19 protein-coding genes are annotated in these 18,720 nt (G+C 40.1%); 8 read left to right on the top strand and 11 right to left on the bottom strand.

From position 1 onward, the window contains the following. Nucleotides 1-79: 79 nt before the first annotated feature. The 4 genes from uvrA to ACPUEN_RS15495 form a co-directional block, all read right to left on the bottom strand. On the bottom strand, nucleotides 80-2,911 hold the full coding sequence (gene uvrA, locus ACPUEN_RS15510) for an excinuclease ABC subunit UvrA (protein ID WP_425636808.1): 2,832 nt from the start codon (nucleotides 2,909-2,911) through the stop codon (nucleotides 80-82). Between the two features lie 128 nt (nucleotides 2,912-3,039). Further along, a complete protein-coding gene (locus ACPUEN_RS15505; RefSeq protein ID WP_425636807.1) occupies nucleotides 3,040-3,486 on the bottom strand; it encodes an SRPBCC family protein in 447 nt (148 codons plus the stop codon). A 253-nt stretch (nucleotides 3,487-3,739) separates the two neighbouring features. Continuing rightward, nucleotides 3,740-4,678 (bottom strand): lytic transglycosylase domain-containing protein, encoded by a 939-nt coding sequence (locus ACPUEN_RS15500; RefSeq protein WP_425636806.1) that lies wholly within the window; start codon nucleotides 4,676-4,678, stop codon nucleotides 3,740-3,742. Between the two features lie 55 nt (nucleotides 4,679-4,733). Then, entirely contained in the window at nucleotides 4,734-5,456 is a 723-nt protein-coding gene (locus tag ACPUEN_RS15495) for a TIGR00730 family Rossman fold protein (RefSeq protein WP_425636805.1), read from the bottom strand. Nucleotides 5,457-5,628: 172 nt separating this feature from the next. Here ACPUEN_RS15495 and ACPUEN_RS15490 point away from each other — a divergent pair, with 172 nt between their 5' ends. From ACPUEN_RS15490 to ACPUEN_RS15475, 4 genes are all read left to right on the top strand, one after another. Continuing rightward, a complete protein-coding gene (locus ACPUEN_RS15490) occupies nucleotides 5,629-6,228 on the top strand; it encodes a YkgJ family cysteine cluster protein (RefSeq protein ID WP_425636804.1) in 600 nt (199 codons plus the stop codon). A gap of 70 nt (nucleotides 6,229-6,298) precedes the next feature. Further along, a complete protein-coding gene (locus ACPUEN_RS15485; RefSeq protein ID WP_425636803.1) occupies nucleotides 6,299-6,664 on the top strand; it encodes a phage holin family protein in 366 nt (121 codons plus the stop codon). 4 nt (nucleotides 6,665-6,668) lie between these two features. Next, complete coding sequence (locus ACPUEN_RS15480) at nucleotides 6,669-7,040, top strand: hypothetical protein (protein ID WP_425636802.1); 372 nt, start codon at nucleotides 6,669-6,671, stop codon at nucleotides 7,038-7,040. Next, on the top strand, nucleotides 7,012-7,791 hold the full coding sequence (locus tag ACPUEN_RS15475; protein WP_425636801.1) for a geranylgeranylglyceryl/heptaprenylglyceryl phosphate synthase: 780 nt from the start codon (nucleotides 7,012-7,014) through the stop codon (nucleotides 7,789-7,791). Before ACPUEN_RS15480 ends, ACPUEN_RS15475 begins: the two co-directional genes overlap by 29 nt. On the opposite strand, the gene ACPUEN_RS15470 is transcribed toward ACPUEN_RS15475, so the two are convergent. From ACPUEN_RS15470 to panC, 6 genes are all read right to left on the bottom strand, one after another. Continuing rightward, on the bottom strand, nucleotides 7,777-8,703 hold the full coding sequence (locus tag ACPUEN_RS15470) for an AraC family transcriptional regulator (protein ID WP_111609756.1): 927 nt from the start codon (nucleotides 8,701-8,703) through the stop codon (nucleotides 7,777-7,779). The genes ACPUEN_RS15475 and ACPUEN_RS15470 overlap by 15 nt on opposite strands. A gap of 138 nt (nucleotides 8,704-8,841) precedes the next feature. Beyond that, on the bottom strand, nucleotides 8,842-9,981 hold the full coding sequence (locus ACPUEN_RS15465) for an acyl-CoA dehydrogenase (protein ID WP_425636800.1): 1,140 nt from the start codon (nucleotides 9,979-9,981) through the stop codon (nucleotides 8,842-8,844). A gap of 97 nt (nucleotides 9,982-10,078) precedes the next feature. Continuing rightward, entirely contained in the window at nucleotides 10,079-10,768 is a 690-nt protein-coding gene (locus ACPUEN_RS15460; protein ID WP_425636799.1) for a zinc metallopeptidase, read from the bottom strand. A 31-nt stretch (nucleotides 10,769-10,799) separates the two neighbouring features. Beyond that, nucleotides 10,800-11,804: a lysylphosphatidylglycerol synthase transmembrane domain-containing protein gene (locus tag ACPUEN_RS15455; protein ID WP_425636798.1), complete on the bottom strand. Its 1,005-nt coding sequence runs from the start codon at nucleotides 11,802-11,804 to the stop codon at nucleotides 10,800-10,802. Then, nucleotides 11,804-12,151, bottom strand: coding sequence for an aspartate 1-decarboxylase (gene panD, locus ACPUEN_RS15450; RefSeq protein ID WP_111609752.1), 348 nt, complete (start codon nucleotides 12,149-12,151; stop codon nucleotides 11,804-11,806). The genes ACPUEN_RS15455 and panD overlap by 1 nt, the downstream gene beginning before the upstream one ends. Nucleotides 12,152-12,172: 21 nt before the next feature. Further along, nucleotides 12,173-13,021, bottom strand: a complete 849-nt coding sequence (gene panC, locus ACPUEN_RS15445) for a pantoate--beta-alanine ligase (protein ID WP_425636797.1) — start codon at nucleotides 13,019-13,021, stop codon at nucleotides 12,173-12,175. Nucleotides 13,022-13,151: 130 nt separating this feature from the next. Between panC and ACPUEN_RS15440 the strand changes: the two genes are divergently transcribed. The 3 genes from ACPUEN_RS15440 (at nucleotide 13,152) to glmS (ending at nucleotide 17,231) form a co-directional block, all read left to right on the top strand. Then, entirely contained in the window at nucleotides 13,152-13,970 is an 819-nt protein-coding gene (locus tag ACPUEN_RS15440) for a glycogen/starch synthase (RefSeq protein WP_111609750.1), read from the top strand. Continuing rightward, a complete protein-coding gene (locus ACPUEN_RS15435; protein WP_425636796.1) occupies nucleotides 13,891-15,267 on the top strand; it encodes a DUF4270 family protein in 1,377 nt (458 codons plus the stop codon). Before ACPUEN_RS15440 ends, ACPUEN_RS15435 begins: the two co-directional genes overlap by 80 nt. 122 nt (nucleotides 15,268-15,389) lie before the next feature. Further along, on the top strand, nucleotides 15,390-17,231 hold the full coding sequence (gene glmS / locus ACPUEN_RS15430; RefSeq protein WP_425636795.1) for a glutamine--fructose-6-phosphate transaminase (isomerizing): 1,842 nt from the start codon (nucleotides 15,390-15,392) through the stop codon (nucleotides 17,229-17,231). A 32-nt stretch (nucleotides 17,232-17,263) separates the two neighbouring features. On the opposite strand, the gene ACPUEN_RS15425 is transcribed toward glmS, so the two are convergent. Then, nucleotides 17,264-17,488, bottom strand: a complete 225-nt coding sequence (locus ACPUEN_RS15425; RefSeq protein ID WP_425636794.1) for a Kazal-type serine protease inhibitor family protein — start codon at nucleotides 17,486-17,488, stop codon at nucleotides 17,264-17,266. Between the two features lie 115 nt (nucleotides 17,489-17,603). On the opposite strand from ACPUEN_RS15425, the gene prfA reads away from it, so the two are divergent. Further along, entirely contained in the window at nucleotides 17,604-18,683 is a 1,080-nt protein-coding gene (gene prfA, locus ACPUEN_RS15420; RefSeq protein WP_111609746.1) for a peptide chain release factor 1, read from the top strand. The last annotated feature ends 37 nt before the right edge of the window (nucleotides 18,684-18,720 follow it).

The raw sequence follows: 18,720 nt of genomic DNA, 5'->3' as shown, positions 1-18,720 counted from the left end.
ATCGTTCAAAGATAAATAACAGAGTTGTGGCCTTTTTTATAATTTGATAAAAGGAGGATACCCTTTATTATTACCCTTGTTAGCTATTTAATTCCATTTTCAAGAATTTACCGGTATAGCTATTTTTTGTAGCGGCCACTTTTTCGGGAGTCCCTTGTACCACGATTGTTCCACCTTTATTTCCTCCTTCAGGCCCAAGATCCACTATATAATCAGCCATTTTGATCACATCCATGTTGTGCTCAATAATCAAAACTGTATTTCCTTTTTCCACCAATCCATTTACTACCAGCATCAATAATTCTATGTCCTGAAAGTGCAGCCCCGTAGTAGGTTCATCAAGGATATAAAAAGTCTTACCCGTGTCTTTTTTAGACAGCTCTGTGGCCAACTTCACCCGCTGAGCCTCACCTCCTGAAAGTGTAGTAGCATGCTGACCTAGGGTAATATAGCCCAAGCCCACATCATTCAGTGTTTTTATTTTCCGGAGGATTTTCGGAAGCTTGTCAAAAAACTCCACTGCTTGCTCCACAGTCATATCCAAGACATCCGAAATTGATTTTCCTTTGTATCGAATCTCTAATGTCTCACGATTGTATCGTTTGCCTTTGCAAGTTTCGCAAGGAACATGCACATCTGGAAGAAAATCCATCTCGATTAGCTTCATTCCCGCTCCTTCGCAATCTTCACATCTTCCGCCTTTAACATTGAAAGAAAAGCGACCGGGCTTGTACCCTCGGATTTTAGCTTCAGGAAGTTCGGTAAAAAGCGCTCGAATATCTGAGAAAACTCCGGTGTAAGTTGCAGGGTTGGATCTGGGAGTTCTACCAATTGGTGATTGATCCACTTCTATTACCTTGTCCAAGTGTTCCAATCCTTCCACACTTTTGTATGGCATCGGGTTTTTCTTCGAATGGTAGATTTGCTGATTTAAGATCGGATAAAGCGTCTCGTGAATCAGTGTACTTTTCCCACTTCCTGAAACTCCAGTGATACAAATTAATGTCCCCAAAGGAAGTTTAAGATCAATATTTTTGAGGTTGTTGCCTGTAGCACCCTTAATTAATAGTGACTTTTCTTTTCCGCTTCTACGTTCTTTTGGCACAGGCAAGCCAATTTTTCCAGCAAGGTATTTTGCAGTAAGGCCATCTGTTTTCAAAATTTCAGCAGGCGTCCCGTCCGACACAATATGTCCGCCATGCCTTCCTGCTCCTGGCCCCATATCCAACACATAGTCAGCTGCCAGCATCATATCTTTGTCGTGCTCCACAACTAATACAGAATTACCCAAGTCCCGCAGACTTTGAAGCGCTTGAATTAATTTCTCATTATCGCGCTGATGGAGACCAATACTCGGTTCATCCAAAATATAAAGTACACCAACCAACTGAGTACCAATTTGAGTAGCCAACCTGATCCGCTGCGCTTCTCCACCAGAAAGTGTCCGAAGTGGCCTATTCAAGGAAAGGTAATCCAACCCAATGTCCAATAGAAACCCAATTCTTTTACGAATTTCTTTCAAGACTTCTGATGCGATCACATTTTGCTTATCAGAAAGCCTACTCTCCACACCTTCAAACCATTCGCCCAAAGAACGAATATCCATCACAGCCAATTGACCAATGTGCGTATCGTCTATTTTAATATGAAGTGCTTCTTGCTTTAACCTATATCCATCGCAATCGGGGCAAGTTTGTGTAATAGTAAACTCGCTAACCCAATCCTGAATCTTATCTGAACTCCCCTCCTGATATTTCTTCAAGAAGTTGATAATACCCTCAAATGTTGTGTGCCATTTAGTACCTGGATGCTTAATGGAATCGACTGCTACTTCGATTTTATCTCCGCTAAGCAAGATATCCACTACATGCTCCGGTAACTTCTCTATCGGCGTACTCATGCTGCACTTGTAATGCTTCAGAATAGCTTCTATTTTTTTAAAAATCCAAATATCTCGATACTCTCCTAAAGGCGCAATTCCTCCACGAGTGATACTCAGCTTTGGATCTGGGATGATGCTATCCCGCGTGATCTCTTCGGTAATGCCAAGACCATTACAAGTGGGACATGCTCCATAAGGACTGTTAAAAGAGAAGGTATTTGGGGCAGGCTCTTCGTAGGACAGGCCAGTCTCAGGATCCATCAAGAACTTTGAGAAATGATGAATTTCTCCTTCCTCATCCCGAATCATGATCACACCTTTACCATGCTGTAAAGCCGATTTCAGGGATTGGGTGATTCTAAAACGATCGGATTCTTCAGCTACTATTCTATCAATTACAATTTCAATATCATGGATTTTATATCGGTCCACCTGCATTTTGGGAACCATCTCCATTACTACTCCATCCACTCGGACTTTGGAAAAACCCATTTTGCGAATTTGCTCAAAAAGCTCCCTGTAATGCCCTTTTCGCCCTTTTACTACTGGGGCAAGGATGTAAAGTTTTTTGTTTGAAAAGTTTTCAAATAGTAAATCGATAATCTGATCCTCAGTTTGGCGAACCATTTTTTTTCCCGTCAGATAAGAATATGCATCTCCTGCTCTAGCATAAAGCAGACGCATGAAATCATAAATTTCTGTGACTGTGCCAACGGTAGATCGGGGATTTTTGGAAGTTGTTTTTTGCTCGATTGCGATGACAGGAGAGAGACCGTTAATTTTGTCCACGTCTGGGCGCTCCATGCCTCCGAGGAAAGATCTCGCGTAGGCAGAAAATGACTCCATGTAACGGCGCTGACCTTCTGCATAAATCGTATCAAAAGCTAGCGAACTCTTTCCACTACCACTGAGCCCAGTAATAACCACAAGTTTATTGCGGGGGATTTTAAGGTCTAGGTTTTTAAGATTATGCTCTCGGGCTCCAAAAATCTCTATGTATTCTTCCTGTGCAGGAGTGACTTGACTCATATATTCGGCGGGCAATTTTAAACGGCGAAGGTACGAAATTTCAGCTGCACGCGGCAGTAAAGTTCAAAGAGTATAACCAGAGAAGGGTGGATTGGTTCATTGAATTGACATGAGTTGCCAGGTATTGTTTATTCTCTCTCTTCAAATGGAACAATTATTCCTTTTTCTATATAGCTTTTCAACCCTTGAAGCAAAATAGCCCAACAATAGGATGCTATTTTGAAGTGTTCATTACAAGCTGGCCAGTTGGTGTGGGAAAATTTTACAACCACTTTTTCTCCAGATTCTTCCAATTCGAACCCGAAGGTAGTGGGATTCCAATCCTGATCGGACTCAGTCATTTTTATATGAAAGGATTTCTTTGGATCAACAGACACTACTTTACCAAACCAATCATATTCCTCTGAAAAATAGAAATTATAAATACTCCCAAGTTTTGGAGAACCTGTACATCTCTGAGGCCACCAATTGACTAGATGCCTAGGGTCTGAAACTGCGTCAAAGACTTTGTCTTCTGAAGCTTTAATCGTAAGTGTGTGAAAAATTGAAAAACTTTTGACTGATGAGTTGCCCATTTTGGTTGAGTTTGTACCTTGAAGTTGTTAAGGTTTTAAAAACCAATGCACATAGCCGCATTTGTCACAAACCAGATTTTGTGCTGATTTATTAGCCCAATCCAAGTTAAAAAAAGACATACCCTTGGTGTTCATCAATGTCTCTCGTTCCCAAAACGTATCATTATTACAGACGGCACATATTAGCTTATTTCCGAATATGAATTTTTCAGTTGCAGTCAGTTTATTCCCCATCGTTCTATTATTTATTTTGTTACTCTGGAAGTATGATCTCATAAGTTTTACCTCGCTTCACATTAAGGTTTTTGTCACGCAGCCAAGGGTTATAGAGCTTCAATTCCTTATAATTACTTCCTTGCTGCTTTGCCCAGTTTGCTAGATTCTTAATGTCAGCACTGACTTGAACTGTTTTAAAAGTAGGATTTTGGTAATAGTCTGACTCTCGTAGATGAAAACCGAATTCTCCTGGATTTTCGAAGATTACTTTGAAAGCTAATATTCTAAACAAGTACCTACTAGTCTCATCATTCAGATACAGATCATAATAGTTTTTGGCGAGCTGATCTTCCTGTCTACGGGAAAAGCCAGCTTGCCCCATGTTATAACTTGCCGCCACAGCAGTCCAATCTCCAAATCTATTATGAGCTTTATTGAGATATTTTGAGGCTGCAATTGTAGCTTTATTCAGATTATATCGTTCATCTACATCATTGGTAACTTCCAGTCCATATTCTTTTCCGGTAGACTCCATTATTTGCCAAAACCCTTTTGCTCCGGCTGGAGAGGCCACATTCATCAGCGCAGACTCTGCCATAGCTAAGTATTTGAAGTCATCGGGAATCCCGTTTTCCTTCAACATTTCCTCTATTTCAGGAAGGAATTTACTTGAGCGCTTCATTAGCAAAATCATGTTGGATTGCCAATAGGCATTCACATAGATCTCCCGCTCCAGCCTCTCTTTCACATCAGCTATTTCCAAAGGCACTCGCTCCCCAGCAAAAGTCAATTCCTCTGGAAGGTCGAAAAGTCGAATACTGTCTCGAGAAGAATTAGGCATTGACTGCAGCATCTGCACACTCGCCACCTGAGGCTCAGATATTACTGCGGTGGGTGTTTTCCAAACAGCATACCCTGCCAATCCTAAGCAAAGAAGCAGTAAAGTGTAAAGGGGAATTATGTGAGATTTATTCATTTTCTTCAATAAAGTAATTCTGAGTTGCATTTCGCTGCATTTACCACTCAGAAGGCTAGAAATTCGGGCTTAATAAATACTTACCATAAAAATCATCAATTACTTTCACAGCTTCCGTTTCATCTTCTACTACAGAGAACAGATCTAAATCTTCCTCATTAATATAGTGATGACTTAGCAATGATTTTTTAATCCAATCTACCAATCCAGTCCAATATTCTTTCCCGACCAGCACGATAGGAAATTTCCCTATTTTATTTGTCTGAATTAACGTCAAGGCTTCAAAAAATTCATCCATGGTGCCAAATCCACCCGGCAGCACCACAAAGCCCTGGGAATATTTGACAAACATCACTTTTCTCACAAAAAAGTAGTCAAAGGTGATCAACTTATCACGGTCAATGTAAATGTTATCAAATTGCTCAAAAGGCAGAACGATATTCAGGCCCACTGACTTACCGCCCTCGGAATGAGCTCCTTTATTTCCAGCTTCCATGATTCCTGGACCACCACCTGTGATTACTCCATATCCGTGGCGAACCAGTTTGGCAGCAATTTCTTCAGCCATTTTATAATGATGATGATCTCTGGGTGTTCGAGCCGAACCAAAAATAGATACGCAAGGTCCGATTTTGGCCAGTTTTTCAAAGCCTTCAACAAATTCTGACATCACTTTAAAAATTGCCCACGAATCAGCACTTTTTATCTCATTCCAATCCCGCTCTTTGAATGCTTGGCGGATCTTATCTTCTTCATTTTGATTTTCTAGATTGCTCATACGCTTCTTTTTAATAAAGAAAACGATCTCTGGGCTGAAATGGACAGGGAAACCCCCACTAATCAGCAATGAGAAAGTTAAATGACTGACTCTCAATATAAAAAAATACTTGCTCCCGAGAATCAATCGACTAAGACTAGTGTATTTTTGCGCCACTATTTGAAATAAAGAGATGAATCTCGCTGAAAAATCTCAAGCTACACTGGACGTGTTCGGTGAGCTGGAGTCAGAAACAAAGCAATTTGTGTCTGAGAGTGGATTAGGCTGTGTGTCAGGATGCGGTTTTTGCTGTGCAAATCCCAAAGTACCAGCCTCCCCGTTAGAATTTCTGCCATTGGCCTTTGACCTCTATGCCAAAGGCTTGGCCGAATCAACTTTACAATCTATCGAAAGCACTGAGGAAGGCGCAAGCTGCGTGATTTATAGGCCTCAATCTGCTGACGGTAAACAAGGGTTTTGTGGCAATCATAGCAAACGAGGAATGATCTGTCGACTGTTTGCGGCCTCTGCCAGAAAAACCAAGTATGGCAAAAAAGACCTTATCATTTGCAAAGTATTGAAGGAAGAAAAGGCCGAGGAGTTTCAAAATACCAGCGAAAGAATTAACAATGACATGGACATTCCGCTTGCTACAGCTTTCTATAGTCGTTTGGATGAGATCGACCAATCGCTCTGTCAGCAATTCACTATTAATGAAGCTATTGCCTTTGCATTAGAATTAGTTTTGAGGTATAAATTCTATGAGGAGCAGGAAGTTGATATGATTGCATAATTTTTTTGCTCCTATCAATTCAAGTATATTGTGTCCTAGTTCAAGGATAAGGTCTCACAAATTTTTAATTATGCTAAAAATCGGAGAAATAGTACAGACAGTCAAAGGGATAGTCGAAACCAAAATAGACATGATCAAGCTGGACATACAAGATCAGCTTTCGAGTATATTATCAAGAATGATTTTCTTGATTTTAATGGGAGGTAGTCTACTTCTGGTTCTCTTGTTTTTAAGCTTGTCTTTAGCATTTTTCTTAAGTCAATATTTTGAATCTCCTCATATGGGATTCCTGCTGGTTGGATTGCTGTACTTATTAGTGCTATTGATTTTGTTCCTGGTAAGAGATAATCACCCTACACAAGAAAAAATGCAAAAGGGATTGAAGAGCTTTGTTTTTAGGACTAAAATATTCGGTAAGCGTAAGGGAAATGAATAAGGACTTGAAAGAAAAGGAAAAAGAGCTTGAACAGACTTTAGCTCGACAGTTAGAATTGTTTAAAGCTGAATCTGGTGACTGGATAAAAATAGGAGGTGTTGTGATTGCCGGTGGGTTGATCGCTTTAGCGATCGTTCAAACCCGGAAAAAACGTAAAGACCGGAAAACAGATGAGGCCATTGAAGTTCTCGAACGTGAAGGATTGCTTACAAAAGAAATTGAAAAACGACTTACAGAGAGTTCCAAATCATCATTTTGGCCTAGCATTGGACAAAGATTGTTTGTTTTAGGACTCGCCTTTGCAAAAGAGAAATTTCTCCCAAATCTATTTGCTCCCCAGTCAGAAGATGTCAAAACCGAAGAAAAAAGTCAGTAAAATTCTTAAGGATTTTCATTCATCCGGCACCAAAGGACTGGCTTGGTTACTGGACCCTGACAAATTTATAAACCCAGCGCTTTTCGAAGATGAATATGCTTGGGTTAAGGATTCCTATTTAGATTTGATTTTTGTAGGTGGGAGCACACTCAGCCGGGATAATTTCCGAGATGTGGTAGTTTCAGTGAAAAAAGTCGCCGGCAATATTCCTGTAGTAATTTTTCCTGGTTCACAGATGCAACTCGCACAAGAGGCAGATGCTATTTTATTTCTTTCACTAATTTCAGGTAGAAACCCCGAATACCTAATCGGCCAACAGGTGCTAGCAGCACCAATAATTAAAAAAATGAACTTGGAGGCTCTTGCTACTGCCTACATGCTGGTAAATGAAGGCGATATCACTAGCGTGCAATATGTGACTCAAACACTCCCATTACCTAACTCTAAGCCTACTCTTGCCAAAGCTACTGCACTTGCAGGCCACTATTTAGGGATGAAATATTTCTTCATGGATGCCGGAAGTGGTGCAAAATCTCCCGTTTCATCCGAAGTGATAAAAGCCGTAAAATCGGCAACCAACAAACCTATTATTGTAGGTGGTGGATTGGATTCTTTGGAAAAAGTGAAAAATGCCTACGAAAGCGGTGCTGACTTGTTGGTAATAGGGAATGCGATAGAAAAAGACCCTAGCTTTTTAGCTAAGGTCTTAGATTATAAAGTGCTTTTGAACTTGTCATTAAACGTTAATTAGCGACTCTCTTCTTCTCATTTTTCCGGCAGGAACCCCATACATCATTTTAAATCTTCGGCAAAAATAAGCCGTGTCTTTGTAGCCAACCTCTTTGCCAATATCACGGATAGATTTTTTGGTGGTTCTCAACAGTTCAACTGCTGCTTCCATACGCTGATATTCGATGTAATCCTGTGGATTGATTCCTGTGAGCATTTTGAAATACTGACCCACATAGTCTTCTGACACATTGGCAACTTTAGCAAGAATTTTATTAGATAAATCTCCTCCCAAATTCGTCTTGATGAAATTGAACAAATCGATCAATCGAGGATCTTTGAAGTAAGTAGCGTTGGTAGAAAGTTCTTCAAGGAACAATCTATTTTTAAGAATATGGCGAAGTAGCTCGATGACTAGTAATTCCGTGTGGGATTTCAGCGCTCGCTCTTTACCGACGTTACTGACTTCAACTTCTTTCATCAGATCCTCAATTATAGTCGCTAAACGATCGTTAAAGCGAATGATGAAAGGAGGAATATCTAGTGAATTAAAAAAGTTTACAACATCAAAAACTTTAGATTCAAACCCAAGAACAGATATACAATCGTCTTCTGTGCTTTTAATATCTCTGAAACTAATACTCTGCAAGTATTTTCTCTTATTTTCTTGAAATTGTTCCTTTGTAATCTCTCCTTTTTTTGAACCACCGCCCAAGCTAAGTTTGGTTTTTTGATCCGCAGGCAAGAAGAGTACTTCTCCTTCGTTCAATAATTCTTGGTCCTCGCCAAACTTAAGTGTACCGTGATGAAGTAGAATCAATGTATTGTCAGATTCAGCATAATCATTTACTGAAATAGGTTTTTCTACGCTGAAGTTATTTCCTCTGATAAACCTTACATTGACCGATTCGATTACTTTGTTGTAATATTCCATGAATAAGTATTAAAAAAACAGAACAACAAAAATATAATTTTTTTAATGAAAAATCGTAGATATTCTACCGATGGTGTTAAAAAAACAAAAAAGGGCATAGTTTTATTTAACTATACCCTTTTATGAATAAAATAGTTATTAGCGGAGAATACCTCGGGATATGACTATTTTCTGAATTTCGGATGTGCCCTCGTAAATCTGTGTGATTTTAGCGTCCCTCATCAGTCGCTCTACATGGTACTCTCTCACATATCCATAGCCACCGTGAATTTGGACTGCCTCAATACTTACATCCATTGCTACCTGAGAGGCGTATAATTTTGCCATAGCAGAAGCGTGAGAGTAATCTTCCCCCTGATCTTTCAGCCATGCCGCTTTATAAACCAAAAGTCGAGCTGCTTCGATGGTTGTAGCCATATCAGCAAGCTTAAACTGTATAGCCTGATGCTGACTGATTGGCTTACCAAAGGTTTTGCGTTCTTTGGAGTAGGCCACGGCAAACTCATAAGCGCCTGCGGCTATGCCTAGAGCTTGCGCTGCAATACCTATACGGCCACCGTTTAAGGTCTCCATGGCGTATTTGAAACCGAAGCCTTCCTCACCAATTCGATTTTCAACTGGCACTTTCACATCGGTAAACATGAGTGAAGTAGTATCAGAAGCCCTGATTCCAAGTTTATCTTCTTTATGTCCTTGGGAAAAACCTTCCCACCCTTTTTCTACTATAAAAACTGAGATTCCCTTGTGCCCTTTGCTATGATCCGTTTGGGCAAAAACTAAATAGGTATCAGCTTTTGATCCATTGGTTATCCAGTTTTTGGTACCATTCAATACATAATGATCCCCTTCTAAATATGCCTCCGTTTTCTGCGAAGTGGCATCTGAACCTGCTTCTGGCTCTGAAAGCGCAAAAGCACCAAGCTTCTGACCTGATGCTAGTGGTTTCAGGTATTTCTCTTTTTGGGCTTCGGAAGCGTATTTTTCCATTCCCCAGCATACCAAGGAATTATTAACAGACATGACTACAGATGCTGAAGCATCAATCTTAGATAGTTCTTCCATCGCAATGACGTAAGAAACAGTATCCATTCCACCTCCGCTATATTTTGGGTCAACCATCATTCCCATGAAGCCGAGTTCTCCCATTTTTTTGATTTCATCTACTGGAAATCTGCACTCAATATCTCGTTCTATTACTCCTGGAAGCAAGTCATTTTTTGCAAAATCTCTCGCTGCTTCTTGCACGGCGCGATGCTCCTCTGTCAATTCAAAATGCATAATTATCTCTTTGGGTTTAGCTATCTGCTTTGAATATATGGCAAAAAAAAAAGAGGGGCAATGTTTGCCCCTCATCCAATATTTTATTTGATCTGTATCAATCCCGATTACCAAAGAAAACGAAAATGTAATAAGCTAGCGTTGCCATTGAGGCCAAAGCTGCCACCACATAGGTCATTGCTGCCCACTTCAATGAGTCTTTGGACATCGCATATTCATCCGGCGTCACAATATTTCTAGTCTTGACCCAAGCTAAAGCCCTATTACTTGCATCAAACTCCACCGGCAAAGTAACAATGGTAAAAAGAGTCATAATGCTATATGCGCCTACTACTATAAAACCAACCCATTCGTAAGGTAGTCCTAAGGCAAATCCGCCAAACAATGAAGCAATCAAGACAATGTTCAGAATCTTCCCAGCACTGTTTTGGAGTGGGACAAGTGTGGATCTTAGGTTAAGCCAAGTGTAAGATGTGGCATGCTGAACGGCGTGTCCACACTCGTGAGATGCAACTGCTGCAGCGGCAGCATTTCTCCCATAATACACATCTGGGCTCAGGTTTACTGTTTTGTTTGCAGGATTATAGTGATCTGTCAATTGACCCTCTACTGCATGAACTTGGACATCAGAGATGTTATGGTCAGCAAGCATGAGCTTGGCAATCTCTGCCCCTGATAAGTTGGCCTTCAGGGCAACTTGTGAATACTGAGCAAATTTACTTTTGAGTTTTCTACTTACCACAAATCCGGCAATGGCGAAAACGACTACGATTAAGATAAGTATCATAAGATATAATGTTAGCAGAGTTGAATACGTGTTATACTTCTTCAGGTTTAATCCAAGAGGGTAATTTTATCATAATTAACCAACTTATAAGACCAGCACCTAATACAAGGAGAGCTTGGGTTCCGTGGATAATGGCAGCAAATATTTTTCCATCTACTTCCGATATTCCCAACTGTATCAAAATGAAGGCCACCAGTGCATGAAAGGTCCCGATACCACCCTGAACCGGCGCTACCATGCCAATACTGCCCATAACCATGACTAAGAGAATTTCTCCAGAAGACAAATTGGCAGTACTTGGAATCCCAAAAGCAATGGTGTACATAGTTAAAAAATAAATCACCCAGAGTGAAATTGAACTGATCCAAAATCCTGCCGGGTTGGCCAGAGTCCCTATTTGCTTGAGGCCTGAAAGGATCTCTCTGAAAAAATGTTGCAGTTTATTGATTAATCCATGATCACGAAATCTCTTGAGAATATAAAAAACCAGAAGCAAAAGAATTGCTAACCCTCCGATGACAATGGGAAGATTTGAAAGTAGTTGTTCACCCAAAGAATCAATCGATATAAGCTGATTGGCAAGGTTTAAAAACAACTCTCGTTCGACCAGAAATGCTAACAAAATTACCGAAACAAGGCATAGCAAATCAACACTACGCTCTACTATGACGGTACCTATTAAATAGCCAATAGAAATTCCGTTTGTACGGGTGAGTACTCCACAGCGGGCGACTTCACCAGCTCTAGGTATTAGCATATTTACCAAATATCCAACCATTAAAGCATGGTAAGCGCGAGTTACTGTAACCTTCTGTCCTTCTTCAGTATCTATCAGCAAGGTCCAGCGCCAGCTTCTGACGAAATACCCGAGTATTGAAATCAAAATTGAAAATACAATCCAGGACCAATTGCTCGACCTAACTTGGTCAATTAATGAGTCTAGCGCGATATCTTTGTATAAAAACCAAAAAATCCAGATCGCAATTCCTAATGAAATTACTACCTGGATAAATTGCTTGATGTATTGTTGACCCATCAGATGAGTTTATTTTGCTCGTCTGGGAAAATCAATACCGGTTTGAATTTCTTGGCTTCTTCTATTTCCATTCCTGCATAAGAAATGATAATTACAATATCACCCACCTGGGCTTTTCGTGCAGCAGGACCATTAAGACATACTTGTCCTGAGCCCCTTTCCCCAGTGATGACATAAGTCTCCAATCGCTCGCCATTGTTAACGTTTACGATTTGGACTTTCTCATTTTCGATAAGATTCGCTGCATCCATCAGATCCTCATCAATAGTGATTGAACCTACATAATGGAGCTCAGCCTGGGTAATCTTCACCCGGTGAATTTTGGATTTCAGTACCTGAATTTGCATTGGTTTAATTTTGCCGCAAAATTAAGGAATTATTGGAAGGTTGTCGATTAATCTGATTTTTCCGAGATATGCTGCCACACAAATAGATGATTTTTGACTTGCGTCAAAATCTTTAAACGTAGTAAAGTACTCAGGGTGAATCAGTTCGAAGTATTCCAAACTAGCCAATGGCATTTCCTCAAAATCACATTTAATTTGATTATGCACCTCAAACCAAGGCATACCTTCTAAAAGTTCCTTCTTAGCTTTGGTCAAACTGTTAATTAAAATCAGAGCTTGATTTCTTTCTTCTTGGTTGAGTCGTACATTTCTCGAAGACATCGCTAGACCATCAACTTCTCTTCTTGTGGGTACTATTTCTAGCTTGATATTTATTGACAAGTCATTGACTAACCGCTTGATGATTGCTGTTTGCTGAAGATCTTTTTGTCCAAAAAAGGCTTGATTAGGTTTGATGATATTAAAAAGTTTGGAAACAACTATACCTACACCATTGAAATGGCCGGGGCGAAAAGCTCCTTCTAATACCGTTTCTAACTCACCGAAATTAATGCTTAGTTCAGGTTTTTCAGGATAAATTGTTTCTGTTTTTGGCAGGAAAACAAAGTCCACATTTTCTTTCCTAAGTTTATCCAAATCTTCGTTTATAGTAGTTGGATAGTTGTCATAATCTTCCTGATTATTAAACTGTGTAGGGTTTACAAAGATGGAAACGACTACAATATCCGTTTCTGTCTTGGCTTTTCTTACTAAGTCAAGATGGCCCTCATGAAGTGCGCCCATCGTTGGTACCAAGCCTATCGTTTTATCGCTTTTAAGGGAATTAAGCCAGTATTTTTGCCAATCGGCGCCAGCATAGACTATGTGCACTGGAAGAGGGTTTAGTATGGGTAAATAGGGGCAAATGTATATTATTATTCAACAAAACAAGGCTATATAGGCTTTTTTTATTATCTTTGCGCAGTTGTTTTTTCACCTTCAACATTAAAATCCAATAAACATGTCCAAATTACGTATCCTCTACGTTGCCAGTGAAATCAACCCTTTTCTCCAAACATCAGAAGTCGCCAATTTCTTAAGATCCCTTCCGCAAGCTATGCAAGAGCGTGGAATGGAAATCAGAATTTTGGTACCAAGATTCGGTCTGATCAACGAGCGAAAGAATAGGCTACACGAGGTAGTGAGATTGTCAGGAATCAATATTGCGGTAGGAGAAGAGGAAAAACCTTTGGTAATAAAAGTAGCTTCCATACCTAATGCGAAACTGCAAGTTTACTTCATTGATAACGAAGATTATTTCCAGCGTAAGCATGTTTTTCATGACAAGCAGCAAAAGTTCTATGAGGACAATGACGAGCGCGCGATTTTCTTCTGTAAAGGCGTAATCGAAACTGTGAAAAAATTGGGTTGGGCTCCGGATATCGTTCATTGTAACGACTGGATGACCAGCTTGATCCCGATGTATTTGAAGACCACATACAAGAGCGAGCCTTTATTTAAAGACACGAAGTCTGTATTTGCGATCTACAACAACGGATTTTCTCATACCTTTGGCGATGATTTGTTAAACAAGGTTAAGATGGTGGATATAGATGACGCTATTTTAGCACCTTTGAAAAGCAAAGACTTTACAGGATTTATCAAGATGGGCATGGAGTATGCAGACTTGGTAGTCAAAGGCGGTGAAGTTTCCGCAGAATTAAACCAACTAATCGAGGATTTCTCAAAAGACAAGAAGTTTGACATCAGCATTGAAGCAGAATCAGAAGCACAGGCTCACGAAGAGCTATTCGATATTTACACGAATCTCGCCGGTTAAGCTGGCCTTTGGGGCAATTGCGTCCCTTTTCCTCATCAGTTCTTGTAGTGACCCTGCCACAGTTGGCATTGAGCTAGCTCCCGGAAACAACCAAATTGGCGTTGTTTTCGAGGAGTTTGAACTTCCTGCGCAGGTAGTTTTACTGGATTCCTTTAATACCACTAATCAATCAGTACTGGTTGTGGGAGAAGAGGAAGATGATTTCTTTGGTAAAACATCCGGCACTGGGTATTCTAGAATGTACATTAACTCGTCGGCAACAAGACCTGATATAGATGCCATTCTGGACTCAATTTACTTTTCTCTGAACATCATAAGTGTTGATGGAGCTGATCTGGATGAACCTAAGTATTTCTCCATTCATAAGCTAACAGAGCCAATATTGGATACGCTGTATTACAATTTTGATGAACTTTCTTATGAGGCAAATCCATTTTCTTCTGGTGAAATTGTATTTGGAGAGGCGACTGATTCACTTGCCTCTTTTCAGGTAGAAGAACCTTTTGCAGAGGAAATTTTCAGCAAAATGAAAACTGGTGTCGAATTCAATGATCTCTTCAGCTTCCGTGATTATTTCCCAGGAATAGCCTTAAAAGCTAGAGAAGGTGACAACTCGTCCATAGGAGTGGGTGTTGGAAGTTCTACTGGATTGAAGATTTACTACCATTACGAAGGAGATACCACTTCTACACTTTACAATATCACCACAGCCTCCTCAAGAAGCTTCAACGGGGTGAAAAGTGATCGAAGCGGAACACCAACTTCCATAGTTACTGATACAAAAACAGCTTACGACGTAGGCCCTTTGGTGGGTATAAAATCAAATCTTGGAATGGTCATCAAATTGGACACCAGTCCTTTTGATGCGTTTTTGGATACTCTTTCGGGAGTAACCTTTAACCAAGTATCACTTGAACTTGGAGAAATTGAGCCAAGAGCTGAAACTGAACTGGTACCTGCAAATATTTCAATATATTTCACTGATTCAAGTAATGAAATATTAACAACTAGTGCAGGAACACCCTTAACCGTACAGGCAGATGGATATCCTCAGGTTATTGTAGGTGAAAATGGAGATGAAACTCCAAATACTAGTTATCCAGCTGCATTAATATATGATTCTGAAGCCAGAGATTATAGTGAATTAATCACTTCACACGTGAACGCGCTATTTAGAGGCAACCTCACAAGAAAAGATTGGTTGCTTTATAACTCTGATTCAAAAAAGTCTCTCAGCCAGCTAATTGTTAACAACAATAAAATAAAGGTAAAAGTAATCTACTCAAGATCCAGATAGTATCTCCGATTTTGAATAATAACTCCTAATCCACTTCCTAATTTTTAGAAAGTGGATTATTTTTTTTGGCACGAAAGGTGTTTCTTTGTCAAAGTTCAAATAAACAAGAAGAATTTTTATTTATGTGTGGAATTGTAGCATACGTAGGACAGCAAGAAGCTTTGCCTATTATTATCAAAGGACTTAAAAGATTAGAATACCGAGGCTATGATAGCTCTGGTGTTGCACTATTAGATGATGAGGGCCTTAATGTCTATAAGAAGAAGGGCAAAGTATCTCAATTAGAAAAGCTTCTTGATGGCTCATCTAATCTGGTATCCAAGATTGGAATCGGGCACACACGATGGGCTACCCATGGTGAACCTAATGATGTAAATGCTCACCCACACTGCGCGTCTTCACAAAAAATTGCAATGATTCATAATGGAATCATTGAAAACTATGAGGTTTTGAAAAAAGACTTATCCAAAAAAGGATACACTTTTCAATCCGATACTGATACTGAAGTCTTCATCAAATTTATTGAAGACATACAATTGAATAATCATTGTAGCCTGGAGGAGGCGCTTAGGCTTGCGCTTCATAAGGTAGTAGGTGCATATGCGATTGTACTGATCAATCAGGATGAACCTGATACACTTATTGCAGCGAGAAAAGGTTCTCCATTGGTAATTGGAGTTGGTGAGGATGAATATTTCTTAGCTTCAGATGCCACACCAATTGTAGAATACACGAACAAGGTGATTTACTTGGATGATTTTGAAATCGCAGTAATCCGTAATAATAGACTTCTCATAAAAAATATAGAGAATGTAGAGACCAATCCTTACATCAATAAACTGGAAATGGAACTGGAAGCCATCGAAAAGGGTGGATACGAGCATTTCATGATGAAGGAAATTTATGAGCAACCTAAATCAATTGCAGATTGCTTAAGAGGTCGTTTAGATGCAAAATCGGGTCGTTTAGTGCTTGGAGGATTGCGGGATTATATGAACAAATTCCAAAATGCAGAAAGAATTATCATCACCGCTTGTGGTACATCTTGGCATGCCGGATTAGTAGCAGAATATTTATTTGAGGAATTTGCCCGAGTACCTGTAGAAGTGGAATACGCTTCTGAATTCAGGTATAGAAATCCAGTTATTGGAGAGAAGGACTTTGTCATTGCGATCTCTCAATCTGGGGAGACTGCAGATACGTTGGCAGCCATTGAGCTAGCTAAATCAAAAGGAGCCACAATATTTGGAGTTTGTAATGTTGTTGGCTCATCCATTCCTAGAGCTACTCACGCAGGATGTTATACTCACGCCGGACCTGAGATTGGTGTGGCTTCCACCAAAGCTTTTACCGCCCAGATTTCAATTTTGGCCATGATGGCGCTCAAACTTGGCTATCAAAGAGGCACGTTAACGGAGAGCAAGTACATTCAGCTTCTTTATGAACTAGAGGCAATTCCTGGAAAAGTCGAGCAAGCTTTGAAATCAAATGAGGCGATTAAATATATCGCTGAGGAGTACAAGGATGTGAGGAATGCACTTTATCTAGGTAGAGGATATAATTTCCCGGTGGCATTGGAAGGTGCACTGAAGTTAAAAGAGATTTCTTATATCCATGCGGAGGGATATCCAGCTGCAGAAATGAAGCATGGACCGATTGCATTGATTGATGAGGAAATGCCAGTTTTCTTCATTGCTACGAAAGACAGTTCATATGAAAAAGTGGTTAGCAACATCCAGGAAGTGAAAGCTAGAAAGGGAAAAGTGATCGCTGTAGTAACGGAAGGCGATACTCAAGTGAAAGCCATTGCAGATCACGTGATCGAAATCCCTATAACGCATGAGGCTTTTGCTCCACTAGTAGCGGTAGTTCCTCTTCAGCTGCTTTCTTACCACATAGCAGTGATGCGAGGTTGTAACGTAGATCAGCCTAGGAATTTAGCAAAATCAGTTACTGTAGAATAAGATTGAAAGGCTGTCCAAATGGGCAGCCTTTTTTAGTTGCATTCTCCCTCAGTCCAGGAAGTAACTCCTGCCGCATCGGCGGTGCAGGCATTCCCATAGGTTTTGCCGTCACAGCCGCATACTGGAGCATACTGCTCAGTGCAAGCCAAAATTCTAATCTTGTCTTGGTCAATACAGCTCTTGAAAGGTTCTTCCTTTTCACAAGCCATTGCAAAAAGAGATCCTAAGCAAATGAGTAATAACGCAGCCTGTTTCATGAGCTAAAGACGTGGTGAAATTTAGAAACGCTACATGGACTTCATAGTTAATAGTTTAACTGGATATTCAGCCTCCGGATAAATTTGCCTACTTTTGCGCAGCGAAAAAAATACTATGCTAGACAAATTACAATCAATCAAAGAACGTTTTGAAGAAGTAGGTCAATTGATCATTCTGCCTGAGTCCATGGCCGATATGAGCAAATACGCCAAACTGACCAAAGAATACAAAGACTTAGAAAAAATTGTAAATGTCTACAATGAGTACAGCTTAGTCCTGCAAAATATTGCCAGTTCAAAAGAACTTTTGGATAAGGAAAAAGATCCAGATTTCAGAGAAATGGCTAAGGCAGAACTAGACGAACTTAGACCAAAAAAGGAGGAGCTTGAGAATGAATTGAAGCAACTTTTGATTCCAAAGGATCCTAATGATGCCAAAGATTGTATTCTGGAAATCAGAGGGGGAGCTGGAGGGGATGAAGCATCAATATTCGCAGGAGACTTATTCCGTATGTACGAGCGTTTCTGCGAAATGCAGAACTTAAAGCTAACTGTTCTGGATTTGACCTTTGGCTCTGCTGGAGGATATAAGGAAATCATCGCTACCATCTCAGGTGGAGATGATGTATATGGCCGGATGAAATACGAATCTGGGGTACATAGAGTACAACGCGTACCGGCTACTGAGTCTCAAGGGCGAGTTCATACTTCCGCAGCATCGGTGGCAGTTTTGCCGGAAATGGATGAAGTGGAAGTTAATATTGACATGAATGATGTCCGTAAGGATACCTACTGTTCTTCTGGCCCTGGTGGACAATCCGTAAACACAACTTACTCGGCAGTGCGGTTAACCCACGAACCATCAGGATTGATCGTGACTTGTCAGGATGAAAAGTCACAGATTAAGAACTTTGAGAAAGCGCTGAAAGTATTGAGGTCCCGCCTCTATGAAATTGAGCTTGCAAAACACAATGATGCTGTAGGAGCACAGCGTAAATCAATGGTTGGTTCTGGGGATAGATCAGACAAGATCAGAACTTACAATTATCCTCAATCAAGAGTAACTGACCACAGAATCAATAAAACTGTGTATAACCTCCCCGAGGTAATGGATGGGCATATTGAGGATTTTATATCCGCTCTGAGATTTGCAGAAAATCTAGACAGAATGAATACCAGCGGATTAGAAGATTAGGCTTAAGAATTGTATAAATTACCTTTGAATTTTATTG

It is taken from the genome of Algoriphagus yeomjeoni, assembly GCF_049821175.1.
GTDB classification, from domain to species: domain Bacteria; phylum Bacteroidota; class Bacteroidia; order Cytophagales; family Cyclobacteriaceae; genus Algoriphagus; species Algoriphagus yeomjeoni_A.
The sequence above is the reverse complement of the archived record's forward strand: the minus strand, read 5'-3'. Positions and strand labels throughout refer to the sequence as shown.

What these genes read in the sequence shown, in the direction of transcription:
- uvrA (WP_425636808.1), bottom strand. Translation starts at nt 2,911, where the DNA reads ATGAGTCAAGTCACTCCTGCACAGGAAGAATACATAGAGATTTTTGGA.
- ACPUEN_RS15505 (WP_425636807.1), bottom strand. Translation starts at nt 3,486, where the DNA reads ATGGGCAACTCATCAGTCAAAAGTTTTTCAATTTTTCACACACTTACG.
- ACPUEN_RS15500 (WP_425636806.1), bottom strand. Translation starts at nt 4,678, where the DNA reads ATGAATAAATCTCACATAATTCCCCTTTACACTTTACTGCTTCTTTGC.
- ACPUEN_RS15495 (WP_425636805.1), bottom strand. Translation starts at nt 5,456, where the DNA reads ATGAGCAATCTAGAAAATCAAAATGAAGAAGATAAGATCCGCCAAGCA.
- ACPUEN_RS15490 (WP_425636804.1), top strand. Translation starts at nt 5,629, where the DNA reads ATGAATCTCGCTGAAAAATCTCAAGCTACACTGGACGTGTTCGGTGAG.
- ACPUEN_RS15485 (WP_425636803.1), top strand. Translation starts at nt 6,299, where the DNA reads ATGCTAAAAATCGGAGAAATAGTACAGACAGTCAAAGGGATAGTCGAA.
- ACPUEN_RS15475 (WP_425636801.1), top strand. Translation starts at nt 7,012, where the DNA reads ATGTCAAAACCGAAGAAAAAAGTCAGTAAAATTCTTAAGGATTTTCAT.
- ACPUEN_RS15470 (WP_111609756.1), bottom strand. Translation starts at nt 8,703, where the DNA reads ATGGAATATTACAACAAAGTAATCGAATCGGTCAATGTAAGGTTTATC.
- ACPUEN_RS15465 (WP_425636800.1), bottom strand. Translation starts at nt 9,981, where the DNA reads ATGCATTTTGAATTGACAGAGGAGCATCGCGCCGTGCAAGAAGCAGCG.
- ACPUEN_RS15460 (WP_425636799.1), bottom strand. Translation starts at nt 10,768, where the DNA reads ATGATACTTATCTTAATCGTAGTCGTTTTCGCCATTGCCGGATTTGTG.
- ACPUEN_RS15455 (WP_425636798.1), bottom strand. Translation starts at nt 11,804, where the DNA reads ATGGGTCAACAATACATCAAGCAATTTATCCAGGTAGTAATTTCATTA.
- panD (WP_111609752.1), bottom strand. Translation starts at nt 12,151, where the DNA reads ATGCAAATTCAGGTACTGAAATCCAAAATTCACCGGGTGAAGATTACC.
- ACPUEN_RS15440 (WP_111609750.1), top strand. Translation starts at nt 13,152, where the DNA reads ATGTCCAAATTACGTATCCTCTACGTTGCCAGTGAAATCAACCCTTTT.
- glmS (WP_425636795.1), top strand. Translation starts at nt 15,390, where the DNA reads ATGTGTGGAATTGTAGCATACGTAGGACAGCAAGAAGCTTTGCCTATT.
- ACPUEN_RS15425 (WP_425636794.1), bottom strand. Translation starts at nt 17,488, where the DNA reads ATGAAACAGGCTGCGTTATTACTCATTTGCTTAGGATCTCTTTTTGCA.
- prfA (WP_111609746.1), top strand. Translation starts at nt 17,604, where the DNA reads ATGCTAGACAAATTACAATCAATCAAAGAACGTTTTGAAGAAGTAGGT.